We start from the raw sequence: 13,132 nt of genomic DNA, 5'->3' as shown, positions 1-13,132 counted from the left end.
GCCGACGCCCCGGTCAGGGGCTCCGTCGGCGGGCGGGCGGCAGCGCCGTCCGGGGCGGTCCGGGGCGGCCCTGCCAGACGGGGACCATCCCAGTGGGGTGGGCCTGCGGGCGGGGCTGGTAGCGCGAGCCCGGGTCGTGGTGGTGGGGGAGCGGTGCCCCGGGCGGGGCGGTGGCGTACGCGCCCGCCGTGAGCCCGGAGGGCGGGGCGTACCCGTGGCCGTGGTGGGCGTCGGCGCGCGGGTCGCCCCCGAAGGCGGTGAACCGCAGCTCCTCCTCCCCGCTGCGATCACCGGGCAGGGCCCGGAACAGCCGGCGGTACTCGTCGCACAAGGCGTCGTAGATCGGCGTGGCCGGTACGACGCCCCGGCGGTCCTGCGGAGGACGCATGGACGGAACGTGCCGCTGCGGGCGCGGACGGAATGCGGGGTCGTCAGGGTGCACGCACTGCCAACGACCCCGAGCCCCGACGGATGCGGCCGGCGCGCCCGAATCGCGGGCCCCGCGCCGGGGCGGGGCCCGGGTGCGGTCAGGTGCCGGCGAGCGGCATGGCGCAGGCGACGAGCCGACCGTTCACGGCGGCCTTGTCGAGCGCCTCGCGCAGCAGGTCCTCGCGCGGCTGACGGCCGATGGAGCCGACGGGTGCGGCGAACACCAGGATCTGCTGGGACTTGTTGGCGGCGCTGCGCCACCCCTCGGTCACCTGGAGGGGCTGGTGGGCCTGCCACCAGGCGACCGGCTGCCCGCCCTGGGGAGAGGGCTGGAGGATGGCGTGCAGTTGGCCCACGGCCAACAGCACCGACCAGCCGGGGAGCACCGCGGGGGCCGAGTCCACGGTGGCCACCGGGCGGAAGCCCTGCTCGATCAGGAGGGGCAGGAACTCGTCGCCGTGCTCGCCGGCGGTGCCGGCTCGGGCGATGGCCGCGGTGGGTTCCACCACCAGGGCGGGGTGCAGTTCGCCCTGGATGAGCACCAGTCCGCTGGTGATGCCGAGCACGGCCTGCTCGGGGGCGTCCGGGTCGGTGGCGGCGGCGGGGTCCCCGCCGGTGATGGAACGGACGGCGCCCTTCAGCTCGTCCTCGCTGACCTTGACGATCTGCGAGGGGAGGCAGGTGGAGTGGGCGAAGGCGAGGACGGCGGTCTCCTCGCCGATGAACAGGACGGTGCTGGTGCGTTCCCGCTCCGAGTCGCCCGGGGTGCGGCAGGACGTGCAGTCGTAGCCGCCCGGGGCGTTCTCACCGGCGAGCAGTCGGTCGGCTTCTGCGTCACCGATCTCGGCGCGTACGTCATCGCTGACGTCGAGCATGCGCGGCACGGGGGGCTCCTAGGTTCTCGGGCGTGCGGCGCCGGGTGGCTCTGGCTCCCGGCTCGGACCGGGTGGCCCCGGCCGACGAACCGGGCGGTCCCGGCTCATGTCAGGGACAACGGGCGAGCTGTGGGCATGGTCACGCCCGGCGGCGAACGGAATCGAACCATCCGGCGCAGAGCGTGAGGCGATGCGAAGAATCGGTTACGCACGGTCAAGTCGGTGCCCCGGCAACGCGATTGGAGCGGTGAACTGGGTCACAGGCCGATCGGCCGGACGGGAGACACATGACGACATCGGGCGATGAAGGGGGTGACGCGAACGCGTCGCTACCGGGGGTAAAGGCCAACTGGCCTGGTGGAACGGCCCGATGGTTGATGCCGGGCCGCCGGCTCCCTAGATTCCTCGGCCGTGTGCATCGAGCACCACTCGGGTAGGTCCGCCCGCCGCAGCGACGGCGAGCCCGGCGCCCCGCGCGTCGGGTGGTGGACGGGGGTGGACCGGTCGGCCCGCGCCCCACGCGCGGTCGGACCGGTGCGCCTCGGGGGAGCCCGGGTCGTCGGGAGAGGAACCCACATGTCCGGACATCCCGCGTCCACCCGTCGGATCGCCGTTCTGGCCGGGGCCGCCCTGCTCGCCCCGCTGGGACTGCTCGCGGTGTCGGGGCCCGCCCACGCCGCGGACGGCGGAGTGTGGGACCGCATCGCCCAGTGCGAGAGCGGCGGGAACTGGTCCATCAACACCGGCAACGGCTACCACGGCGGACTCCAGTTCGCCCCCGGTACCTGGCGGGCCCACGGCGGCACCGTCTACGCCCCCACCGCCGACCGGGCCACCCGGGCCCAGCAGATCGCCGTGGCCACCCGGGTGCAGCGTTCCCAGGGCTGGGGTGCCTGGCCCGTGTGTTCCCGTCGCGCCGGAGCCAGCGGTCCGGCCCCCGCCGCGGCGTCCCCCAGCGCACAGGGCAACCGTGCGACGCCCCGCACCCCCGAGCGCCCGGTCGCCCCCTCGGCCCCGCCGCCGGCCGCCGCGCAGCCGGCGGCGTCCGAACGCGCCCCGGGCCACCCGGACCGCGGAGCCCCGCAGCGCGATCCGCGGGGCACCCACACCGTGCGCGGCGGGGACACGCTGAGTGCGATCGCCGCCCGGTACGGCACCGACTGGCGCACCCTGCACACCGCGAACCGCGACGTCATCGGCGCCGACCCGCACCTGATCGTGCCGGGGCAGCGGCTCGACGTCTGAAGGCACCGCGGCCCCGCCCCCTCCAGGGTCGGGGGCGGGGCCGCGGACGCACCAGGCGGGGGTCCGGGGCGCTACCCCGGTTCGTGCGCCGCGGCGGTGCGCCGGGCGGAGCCGATCTCGGGGTGGTGCAGGTCGAAGGCGGGCGACTCGGAACGGATCACCGGCATGGTCACGAAGTTGTGCCGGGGCGGCGGGCAGGAGGTCGCCCACTCCAAGGAGCGGCCGAACCCCCAGGGGTCGTCCACCGTGACCCGCACGCCGTGGCGGGCCGTGTGCCACACGTTGTAGAGGAACGGCAGGGTCGAGGTCCCGAGCAGGAACGCGCCCACGGTGGAGAGGGTGTTGAGCGCGGTGAACCCGTCCGCGGCGAGGTAGTCCGCGTAGCGCCGGGGCATGCCCTCGGCGCCGAGCCAGTGCTGCACCAGGAACGTCAGGTGGAAGCCGAGGAACAACGTCCAGAAGTGGATCTTGCCGAGACGTTCGTCCAGCAGCTTGCCGGTGAACTTCGGCCACCAGAAGTGGAAGCCGGCGAACGTCGCGAAGACCACCGTTCCGAACACCACGTAGTGGAAGTGCGCCACGACGAAGTACGAGTCCGTGACGTGGAAGTCCAGCGGCGGCGAGGCGAGGAGGACCCCGGTCAACCCGCCGAGCAGGAACGACACCAGGAAGCCGGTCGCCCACAGCATCGGCGTCTCGAACGACAGCGAACCCTTCAGCATGGTCCCCGTCCAGTTGAAGAACTTCACCCCGGTCGGCACCGCGATCAGGAACGACATCAGGGAGAAGTAGGGGAGGAGCACGGCTCCGGTCGCGAACATGTGGTGCGCCCAGACCACGACCGACAGTCCGGTGATGGCCATGGTGGCGCCCACCAGCGTCAGGTAGCCGAAGATCGGCTTGCGGGCGAAGACCGGGATGACCTCCGTGACGATGCCGAAGAACGGCAGGGCGATGATGTAGACCTCGGGGTGCCCGAAGAACCAGAACAGGTGCTGCCACAGCAGTGCTCCGCCGTTCGCGGCCTCGAACACCACCGAACCGAAGCGCCGGTCGGCCTCCAGCACCAGCAACGCCGCGGCCAGCACCGGGAACGCCATCAGCACCAGGATCGAGGTGAAGAGCACGTTCCAGGTGAAGACGGGCAGCCGGAACATCGTCATGCCCGGGGCCCGCATGCCGACGATGGTGGTCAGGAAGTTCACCGCGCCCAGGATGGTGCCGAAGCCCGCCAGCGCGAGGCCCATGATCCACATGTCGGCGCCGATGCCCGGTGCGTACCGGGAGCTGTTGAGCGGGGCGTAGGCGAACCAGCCGAAGTCCGCACCGCCGCCCGGGGTGAGCAGTGAGCCCAGCACGATCAGCCCGCCGAACAGGAACAGCCAGTAGGACAGCATGTTCAGACGGGGAAAGGCCACATCGGGGGAGCCGATCTGGAGCGGCACGATCTCGTTGGCGAATCCCGCGAAGGTCGGGGTCGCGAAGAGCAACAGCATGATCGTGCCGTGCAGGGTGAAGAGTTGGTTGAACTGCTCGTTGGACACCAGTTGGGTTCCCGGCCGGGCGAGCTCGGCGCGCATCACCAGGGCCATCGCCCCGGCGATCAGGAAGAACGCGAACGCGGTGATCAGATACAGATGGCCGACCTTCTTGTGGTCGGTGGTGGTCAACCAGTCCACGACCAACCGCCCGGCACCGCGGTGCCGGGGGGCGTCGGGGACGGGACGGGCCCTCCCGTCCGGGTCCCGTGGGCCGTCGTGGGGCGGCTGACCGACCGCTCGCGTGTTCCCGGTCGCCATCGACCGTGCCTCCCTGGTTCTCGCCCCCGCGCCGGGTGTTCATGATCGGTTGGCCCGCCACGGCTTCTCGCCGAAGGAGTCCGTGTGTTGTGTGGGGGAAGCGTGAAAATCCTCCGCCCCGACGCCTATTCGACGGTCGGAGGGAGGTGCGCCCGTACGGTCGCGGCGGATTGCGAGCGAGTTTCTTCGAAGGCTTATTCCTGATGTCCGATTGGGTCCGACAAAGCGCGGAGCCGATCCTTCTGGAACCGTATTCATGACAAGGGAAAACGCCCGTTCGTACGGGTCGACGGAACGCATAACCGTGTCGTGATCCTGTGACACAAGTGTGACCGGCAAGGAACCGGAGCCGACCGCGCGCGGCTACCGTGGCGACATGGAACCCCAGTGGCGACAGCCCGAAGAGCCCCAGGACGACCCCGACGCCTACGTCGGGATGGCCGCCGAGCCCGCCGAACGGCTGGCCCGGGAACGGGGCTGGTCCCCGGTGCGTTCCCTGGCCCCCGGCACGTTCGTCACCATGGAGTACCGCTTCGGACGGCTGAACTTCGAGGTCGCCGACGGTGTGGTGCGCCGCTGCTGGCGGGGCTGAGCGGACCGGGAGCCGCGAAGGCCCCGGGACTCCGAGGGGAGCCGGGGCCTTCGTGCGTGCGGTCGCGGTCCGGGGTGCGTCCCGGGCGCCGGCCCGTCATCCGCCGGGCTGCTTGCCGGCCGGCGCACCGGCCGGTACCGAATCGGGGTCCTGGTCGGGGAGCTGTGAGCCCAGCCGACCGCTGACCGGGGTGACCGGTGCACGGCCCGGGCGCGGGGCGTGACCGCCGGGCGACGGCCACCCCGCGGGCTCCCGCCCGGCCGTGGACGCCGGACGGGCGGCCGGCGCGGGGACGGTGACCCGTGCGATCCCGGGCGCCTCCACCGCCGGGGCGGCCGTGCCGGGGAGCGGCGACCCGCGACCGCGCAGGGCGCCGCGCCGGGCGAGCAGTTCCGCCTCCGCCCGGGCGATCAGCGGCTCGAACCAGGGCAGGGCCAGCAGGATCAACAGACCGGCGGCCCAGCCGAGGAGGACGTCGCTGAGCCAGTGCGTACCCAGGTAGACGGTGGTCAGACCGACCCCGAGCGAGACGATGGCGGAGAGGGCCGACAGATAGCGGCGGGCCCGCGGGGTCGACGCCAGATAGGCGAGGATGCCCCAGGTGACCACGGCGTTCGCGGTGTGCCCGGAGGGAAATATATCGCCGCCGAGCCACATCTCGTTCGAACCGATTGCCGTCGCGTAGTGCGGACCGAGGCGCCCCATGCCCAGCTTCGCCGCGCCGACCGTGACGTTCAGCAGCAGCAGGGACAGTCCCAGGGTGAGCATCGGGCGCAGGGTGTGCTGCCGCCACGACCGCCATCCCAACCAGGCGGCGACCATCACGGCGGTCGGGCCCCGCTGGCCCAGGACGACGTAGTAGTCGAGGAACGGATGGAGTTCGGGCCACTGCTGGTACGGCCGGAAGAACATCACCTGCCAGTCCAGGCGGACCAGCCACGAGGTGGTCAGGACCGCGACCACGATCGCCGCGTAGAAGGCCAGGGTCGCCGAGAACAGGACGATCCGGTGCCGGCTCATCTCCGGCGCCCGGACGTGGGCCGGTCGTTCCGGCTCACGGTCCAGGCGGGCGAACACCCGGTCCAGACGGGTGGGGTTTCGTTCGGTACGCACTCAATCGACGTTACAGGTGCCCACCGACGGTCCGGTCGAATCCCCCGCTTTGTGATGACCATGTGATGTGGCTTTCCTCTCAACCGGGGCCGGACAATGCGGAGTCGTGCCTATTTCATGAAGGAGTTCTCATACATTCTCGTTCGGTCTATCGAGAGCCGCTTTATCCCGTGGCGCAATTCCCTGCCCACCTGCGCCGGGAATTCGCGGCGGCGCGCCAACGACCGCGGGCGGAGCGCGAGTTGCCCCTCACCCGGGGGTAGGGTGCGGACACGGAGCGTCACGCCCGCCGTGGCGGGGCGGGCCGTGTCGTGGTGCATGCCACACGGATCGGGGTCATCGCGGCAAGGCCCGCCACTCACGGTCATCTCCGACTCGCGTACGCTTGCGGCTCACTCGCCCCGAGCGGCCCGGGCCCCGGGGAGAACCGCTCCACCGCCGTGGACGCCCCGTCGACAGGCCCCGCCGCGTGCGAGAGAACCACCGGGAGGTACCGCATGCCAGGGACGACCACGGCCGCCGCGCGCGAGGCCGCGGACGGTCCCCGCTCCCGGACGGCCCCGCCCCTGGACCGCCTCCGGGCCGCGCTCGGCGGTGGCGGTCCCTCGGGTGAGGCCAACCGCTGGCTCGTCCTGCTCGTCCTCTGCGTCAGCCTGCTGTTGGTCGCCGTCGACGCCACCGTGCTGCACGTCGCCGTGCCGGCGGTCACCGAGGACCTCCGGCCCAGCGGCACCGAACTGCTCTGGATCGTCGACGCCTACCCGCTGGTCTGCGCCTCCCTGCTCATCCTCTTCGGCACCCTGGGCGACCGGGTCGGCCGGCGCCGGGTGCTGCTCCTGGGCTACGCGCTGTTCGGCGTCGCCTCCGGCCTCGCCGCCTGCGCCGACGGACCGGGCGTCCTGATCGTGGCGCGGGCCCTGCTCGGGGTGGGCGGAGCGATGATCATGCCCGCCACGCTCTCCATCCTTCGGCAGGTCTTCCCCGAACGACGGGAGCGGGCCCTGGCCATCGGCGTCTGGAGCGCGGTGGCCGCCGTCGGCGCGGCCGCCGGACCACTGGTCGGCGGCTTCCTCCTGGAACACTTCTGGTGGGGTTCGGTCTTCCTGATCAACATCCCGCTGATGGTGGTCAGCCTCCCCCTCGGCCGGCTGCTGCTGCCCGAGTCCACCGGGGAGCGCGACGGTCCCTGGGACGTGGCGGGCGCGCTGATGGCCGCGGTCGGGCTCTTCGGGGTGGTCCTCGGGGTGAAGCGGTTGGGGAGCGGCGAGATCGGCGCGGCCGCCGCGGGGCTGCTCACCCTGGCCCCGCTGCTCGCCGGGGGAGCGCTGCTCACCGCGTTCGTCCGGCGCCAGCGCGCGCGCCGGAGCCCGCTGGTCGACCTGGCCCTCTTCGCCCGGCCCGCGTTCAGCACCTCGGTGGGCTGCATCGTGCTCGCGATGCTCGCCCTGGTGGGGCTGGAGCTGGTCGCGGCCCAGTACCTGCAACTCGTCCTCGGGCTCTCCCCGCTGGAGACGGGGCTGCGGCTGCTGCCGCTCACCGTCGCCGCGATGGCCGCGGGTCTCGCCGGCGCCCGGCTGCTGCGCCGGTGGGGGCCGCGCACCACGGTCGCCCTGGGCTTCGCGCTGACCGCGACCGCCGTCCTCACCCTCACCCCCATGGGGCACCGGGACAACCCGGAGTTGCTGCTGACCGGGTTCCTGATGCTCGGCTTCGGGCTGGAGACGACCCTCTTCGGGTCCTACGAGTCCATGCTCGCCGAGGCCCCGCCCGAGCGGGCCGGGGGCGCCGCCGCGATCGGGGAGACCTCCTACCAACTCGGCGCCGGCATCGGGATCGCCCTGCTCGGCAGCGTGATGAACGCTGCCTACGGGCAGGGGTTCACCGGTCTCGCCGGGGTGCCCGCCGAGGCGCGGGAGGCGGCGCGCCACTCGCTGGGGGAGGCGTACGAGGTGGCCGGGCGACTCGACGGCCCGTCGGGCGAGGCGCTGCGCGCCACCGCGCGGGACGCCTTCGTGACCGGGCTGCACCTGACCCTGGTGGTGAGCGCGGTGCTGCTGCTGCTCGGTGCGCTGGCCGCGCTGCGGCTGCCGCGGACGATGGTGGACGTGCCCGAATCGGAGGTCCGGGCCTGCCGCACCGCCCCCGGCGCGGAGGTGCCGCTGCCGCGCAGTGCGGGCGCGTCCCGGGCGTCGGCCGACGCGGCGGTGTGAGCGGGGTGCTGCCGGGCGGGACGCTCACCGGTGTCGACGCCTTCCGCGGACCCTCCCGGTCCGTGGTGCCGGTCCGGACCCGTGTCCGACCGGCGGCGCCCGGCCGCGCCGGTGAGCGGCCCCGCCTCAGCTCTGGTTGAAGAAGTTGTCGTTCCGGCGACCCGGACCCTCGCCGTTGACGATCTCGGTGTGCGAGGGGGTCAACAGGAAGACCCGGGTGGCCACGCGCTCGATCGAGCCGCGCAGCCCGAAGGTCAGCCCGGCCGCGAAGTCGACGACGCGCTTGGCGTCGCCGGGCTCCATGGCCGTGAGGTTGACGATGACGGGGACGCCGTCCCGGAACAGTTCGCCGATGGCGCGGGCGTCCCGGAAGCTGTCCGGGGTGACCGTGCCGATGCGGCGTCCGCTCTCCTCGGCGGTGTCGGAGGCCACCTGCACGCGGGGGTCGGTCACCCAGGCGTTGCCGTGGCCCTCGGTCGCGTCGTCCGTGTCGGGTTCGTAGCGGTCGTAGTAACGCTCGTCATCGTTGTCGTCGACGAGGCCAAGCCAGGCACTCGCCTTGCGCACCGATCCCATGGGCGCCTCCTCTCACAGCGGTCTTGCGTGGTTCCGTCCCCTATGGTCGACCATGATGCTGACAGCGCGCCAAGGGGAACGTGACCGCGCTGGCTTTTCGTGACGGTACTGGTGCACAGCAAATCGGTTCGGGTCCCTTGATTCCAAGGGTCGTGCGGAACAACGCTGCTGACTGTGAGTGAAATATGATTTCTCGCGGCGTTTGGGTGGCGGTCGGGGCGTCCGGGTGAACGGTCGGCGGCTACCATGCCGCCCGAAGGACGCGTGTCACGGGGGAGGGGAAGGTCGTGTTCGGGATCGTCAGACCGTGTCGGCACCGCCTGGGGGAGCAGCTCAGCGCCGCATGGATGGCTCATTTGTGTGGATTGTGCCTGGCGTTGCGGCGCGAGCACGGGCAGTTCGCCCGGATCGTCACGAATTACGACGGTCTGTTGGTCTCCGTGTTGACGGAGGCTCAGGCCGCGCCCGAAGGGCGGGGGCGCCGCCGGGCGGGACCCTGTCCGCTGCGCGGGATGCGGGGCGCGTCCGTCGCCCGGGGCGAGGGGGCCCGGCTCGCCGCGGCGGTCTCGCTGGTGCTGGCCGCGGCCAAGGTGCGCGACCACGCCCACGACGGTGACGGACTGTTGGCACGCCGCCCGCTGGCCGCCGCTGCCCAAAGGGTGGCGACGCACTGGGACGAGGCGGGTCGGCGCACCGGGGCGGAGGTGGGGTTCGACACGGCCGTGCTGTTCGACGCGGTGGACCGGCAGACCGGGATCGAGGCCCTCGCCGGGCCCGGCACCCCGCTGTTGGCCGTCACGGAACCCACCGAGACGGCCACCGCCGCGGCCTTCGGGTACACGGCCGTCCTCGCGGGGCGGCCGTGCAACGTCGAACCGCTCACCGAGGCGGGACGGTTCTTCGGGCGGCTCGCCCACCTCCTCGACGCCGTCGAGGACCGGGACGCCGACGCCGCCTCCGGGGCCTGGAACCCGCTCGCGGCCACCGGTACGGACCTCCTGGAGGCCCGACGGCTGGCCGAGGACGCGCTGCACGGCATCCGGCTCGCCCTGCGCGCCGCCGACTTCACGGACGGTCGCCTCGTCCACCGGCTGCTCGTCCACGAGCTGCGCACCTCGGTGGGCCGCGCCTTCGGCGGGTGGGCCTGTTCCCATGCCGCGCCGGAAGCAGCACGTGCGCCGGGCGGTCCGTACGCCCCCGGTCGTCCCGGCGCGCCCGGGGCCGGTCCGCAGCCCCCGCCCCACCGGGACCGCCGGGGGCTGCTCGCCGGTTGCCTGGTGTGGGCCGGACTCGCCTGCACGTGTCAGCTGTGCTGTTGCGAACACGAGGACCCGTGGTCCCGGGAGCGTCGTGACGGGTGGTGCCACTCCTGTAGTGACTGCGGCAACTGCGCGGACTGCGGCAACTGTTGTAGCTGCGGCAACGGCGAGGACGACGGCGGGTGCTGCGACTGCAACTGTGACTGCAACTGTTGAGCGGGGTGCGGTCCGTCACCCCGGGGGCGGTGCGGGTCGCGAACCCCTGAGCCTCGTTGACCGGGTCACGGAGTCGGCGTCCCGCGGTGCCCGTCACCGGCGCGGGAGCCGCCGGTGTCGATGCCGTGCGCGCCGCCGGTGAACGCGGGCGGGGCGGCGTCCCCGCCGCCCGTTCCCGTGCCGTCCGCCGTGCGCCCGGTGAGCACGAGGGTGGCGGCGGTGATCAGCGCGAACGTGAGGAGGCCGGGGCGTCCGGGCAGGGGGGACGTACTCATGGCGTGGCGATTCTCCAAGGACCGACGGGCGGGTGCGTCCCCACAGGCGCGAGGACGCGGCGTCCACGGAACGGGACGGCTGTGCGGGGCGGTGGAGCGAGGGGGGTGAGCAGGGGTGCGTGTGAAGGCACGGGGGGAACGGGTACGGCGGGAACGCGGGTGGTGCGTGGAGGCCGGGGAGAACGGGGTGGAGGTGCACGCCTCGGGGGAGCGCGCAGGGGCGACCGAACCGCACCGGCACTCCGTACGGAGTCGGCGCGCCGTGAACGCGAAGGGATCGCGGTCGTCCTCGTCAGCGGGGAGAACGCCGGGCGACGCCCGCGCGGAACGCCACGGGGTCGGGCAGTACGGGGTCAGCTCAACAGGACGCCGACCACACTCGACCGAAGTCGATGTGGGAGCGCGTGACCAGCCACTGCTGCGGATGCATGGCACAAGTGGAACAGGCATCCGATGGGGCGTCAACCGGAATGAGACGGACCGCTCAGCATGCGGACACCCTTGACAGTTCGGGTGACAAACCCCTTAATCTCAAGGCGACTTGGGAAGGGGACCGCTGCTGAGGGGCTCGGTCCGGATCCCGTGTGAAGGCAAGTCCGTGTCGACTTCCCGTGCCCGCGGAGCCTTCGCATGCCCTTGCCCACGCTCGACAAGAGTTCCCCCGCCCCCACCCGCGCCCCTCGGGACGTCCCCGTCCTCGGCGCCGGCCGGTCCCGCCGGCGAGGTCACCGTGCCCGCGGGGCGGAGGCCGTCCGATGACCGCGCGCACCAGCCTCGTCGTGGTGGGAGCCGGCCCCCGGGCCACCGGCCTGTTGGAACGCATCGCCGCCAATCTGCCCGAGGTCTGGGCCGGCCCGGGGGCGGGCGCCCTCGACATCCACCTGGTCGACCCGCATCCGCCCGGCGGCGGTCGCATCTGGCGCCAGGAGCAGTCCCCGCTGCTGTGGATGAACTCCACGGCCGAGGACATCACCATGTTCACCGACGACACCGTCCCCCTCGAAGGGCCCGTCACGCCCGGACCCACCCTCCACGAGTGGGCCGGGGTCGAGGGCGCCCACTTCCCCGGGCGCCGACTCGGCGGCTCCTACCTGCGCTGGGTCTACGAGCGGGCGGTGGCCGCGCTGCCGCCCCGGGTGGTGGTGCACCACCACCCGGGGCGGGCGGTCGGCGTGCGCGGCCCCCGCCGCGGCCGCCAACGGGTCTGGATCGAGGGGCGCGCCGAACCGCTCGCCGCCGATCTGGTGATCCTCTCGCTCGGCCATGTCGATGCCGAACTCGACGAGGAGCAGAAGGAGTTACGGGAACACGCACAACGGAACGGGCTGGTGCACCTGCCGCCGGACTCCACCGCCGACATCGATCTGTCGGTACTGGAACCGGGCGCGGAGGTCCTGGTCCGCGGGTTCGGGCTCGCCTTCGTCGACCTGATGGTCCTCCTCACCGAGGGCCGCGGCGGAACGTACCGGAAGGGGCCCGGCGGCACGTTGACCTACCGGCCCTCCGGGCGGGAGCCCGTGCTGCACGTCGGTTCCCGACGCGGGGTGCCCTACCACGCCAAGCCCGGCTACCCCTGGCAGGGGCGGCGCCCGCCGCTGCCCCGCTTCTTCGGCCCCGCGGAGGTCGACGCCTTGCGCACCCGCCCCGGCGGGTGGGACTTCGCCCGGGACGTCTGGCCCCTGGTGGACAAGGAGTTGGGCTTCGCCCACTACCACCGACTCTTCACCGCCCACCCCGAACGCGTCCGGACCGCCTGGGACGACTTCGAACGGGGGTACGCCGCCGCGGCGCCCGGGGGGCCCGAACTCGCCGCCCTGGTCGCCGCCTCGGTGCCCGACCCCGTCGACCGACTGGACCTGGCGGCCCTGGACCGCCCCCTGGCCGGCATCCGCTACCCGGACGCCGACGCCCTCCAACACGGTCTGCGCGCCTACATCAGCGCCGACCTCGGCCGTCGTCACGATCCCGCGCACAGCCCCGACCTGGCCGTCTTCCTCGCTCTGCTGTCGGTGTACGGGCAACTCAGCCGGCTCGGCGACACCGGCCCCTGGTGGCACGGCTTCTTCAGCCACCTCGCCTCGGGTCCCCCCGGCCCCCGGCTGCGACAACTCCTCGCGCTCTCCCGGGCCGGGGTCGTCCGCTTCCTCGGCGCCGGTCTGACGATCACCGCCGGCGCCGGGACGTTCCGCGCGCACGGCACCTCCGTGCCCGGGCGCACGGTCCGGGCCCGTGCCCTCGTCGAGGCGCGGCTGCCGGACCCCACCCTGACGGCCACCACCGATCCGCTGCTGCGCGGGCTGCACGCCCGGGGCGCACGGACCACCGCCGCCGGGCTGCTCGCCGTCGACCCCGCGGACGGCCGGGTGCTGGACCGGGACGGAGCACCGCACCCCCGGCTGTTCGCACTGGGTCCGCACACCGACGCCCGGGGCGCCGGCGCGTTCACCCGGCCCCGCACCGGCGGCCCCGCCTTCCGGCAGAACGACGCCACCGCACGGGCGGCCCTGGCCTTCCTGCGCGACCTCTCCTGTCGCCCCGCCTGA

11 protein-coding genes are annotated in these 13,132 nt (G+C 73.2%); 5 read left to right on the top strand and 6 right to left on the bottom strand.

Annotated elements, in window-relative coordinates; all coding sequences use genetic code 11:
• Positions 1 to 13 precede the first annotated feature (13 nt).
• Both ABT092_RS12500 and ABT092_RS12495 read right to left on the bottom strand, forming a co-directional pair.
• Positions 14 to 388, bottom strand: coding sequence for a hypothetical protein (locus tag ABT092_RS12500; RefSeq protein WP_351242789.1), 375 nt, complete (start codon positions 386 to 388; stop codon positions 14 to 16).
• 139 nt (positions 389 to 527) lie between these two features.
• Entirely contained in the window at positions 528 to 1,313 is a 786-nt protein-coding gene (locus tag ABT092_RS12495; RefSeq protein WP_351242787.1) for a DUF8842 C-terminal domain-containing protein, read from the bottom strand.
• 567 nt (positions 1,314 to 1,880) lie between these two features.
• On the opposite strand from ABT092_RS12495, the gene ABT092_RS12490 reads away from it, so the two are divergent.
• Positions 1,881 to 2,549 carry a LysM peptidoglycan-binding domain-containing protein gene (locus tag ABT092_RS12490; protein ID WP_351242785.1) on the top strand — a complete coding sequence of 223 codons (669 nt, stop codon included), beginning with the start codon at positions 1,881 to 1,883 and terminating at the stop codon, positions 2,547 to 2,549.
• Positions 2,550 to 2,620: 71 nt separating this feature from the next.
• On the opposite strand, the gene ctaD is transcribed toward ABT092_RS12490, so the two are convergent.
• Positions 2,621 to 4,348, bottom strand: coding sequence for an aa3-type cytochrome oxidase subunit I (gene ctaD / locus ABT092_RS12485; RefSeq protein WP_351242783.1), 1,728 nt, complete (start codon positions 4,346 to 4,348; stop codon positions 2,621 to 2,623).
• 376 nt (positions 4,349 to 4,724) lie between these two features.
• Here ctaD and ABT092_RS12480 point away from each other — a divergent pair, with 376 nt between their 5' ends.
• Positions 4,725 to 4,940: an I78 family peptidase inhibitor gene (locus tag ABT092_RS12480; protein ID WP_351242781.1), complete on the top strand. Its 216-nt coding sequence runs from the start codon at positions 4,725 to 4,727 to the stop codon at positions 4,938 to 4,940.
• Positions 4,941 to 5,036: 96 nt separating this feature from the next.
• Here the strand turns inward: ABT092_RS12480 and ABT092_RS12475 are convergent, their stop codons facing one another.
• Positions 5,037 to 6,053, bottom strand: a complete 1,017-nt coding sequence (locus ABT092_RS12475) for a phosphatase PAP2 family protein (RefSeq protein ID WP_351242779.1) — start codon at positions 6,051 to 6,053, stop codon at positions 5,037 to 5,039.
• 497 nt (positions 6,054 to 6,550) lie between these two features.
• Between ABT092_RS12475 and ABT092_RS12470 the strand changes: the two genes are divergently transcribed.
• Entirely contained in the window at positions 6,551 to 8,263 is a 1,713-nt protein-coding gene (locus ABT092_RS12470; protein ID WP_351242777.1) for an MFS transporter, read from the top strand.
• Between the two features lie 126 nt (positions 8,264 to 8,389).
• Here ABT092_RS12470 and ABT092_RS12465 read toward each other — a convergent pair whose 3' ends face one another.
• Entirely contained in the window at positions 8,390 to 8,839 is a 450-nt protein-coding gene (locus ABT092_RS12465) for a cell division protein SepF (RefSeq protein WP_351242775.1), read from the bottom strand.
• Positions 8,840 to 9,126: 287 nt separating this feature from the next.
• Here ABT092_RS12465 and ABT092_RS12460 point away from each other — a divergent pair, with 287 nt between their 5' ends.
• A complete protein-coding gene (locus ABT092_RS12460) occupies positions 9,127 to 10,314 on the top strand; it encodes a DUF5685 family protein (protein WP_351242773.1) in 1,188 nt (395 codons plus the stop codon).
• 65 nt (positions 10,315 to 10,379) lie between these two features.
• On the opposite strand, the gene ABT092_RS12455 is transcribed toward ABT092_RS12460, so the two are convergent.
• The gene (locus ABT092_RS12455) at positions 10,380 to 10,589 is read right to left on the bottom strand and encodes a hypothetical protein (protein ID WP_351242771.1); all 210 of its coding nucleotides are present in this window, start codon (positions 10,587 to 10,589) and stop codon (positions 10,380 to 10,382) included.
• Positions 10,590 to 11,344: 755 nt separating this feature from the next.
• Between ABT092_RS12455 and ABT092_RS12450 the strand changes: the two genes are divergently transcribed.
• Positions 11,345 to 13,132, top strand: a complete 1,788-nt coding sequence (locus tag ABT092_RS12450; RefSeq protein ID WP_351242769.1) for an FAD/NAD(P)-binding protein — start codon at positions 11,345 to 11,347, stop codon at positions 13,130 to 13,132.

It is taken from the genome of Streptomyces sp. NPDC002490, from assembly GCF_040296045.1.
Lineage (GTDB): Bacteria > Actinomycetota > Actinomycetes > Streptomycetales > Streptomycetaceae > Streptomyces.
This window is presented reverse-complemented; position numbering and strand designations above follow the sequence as displayed.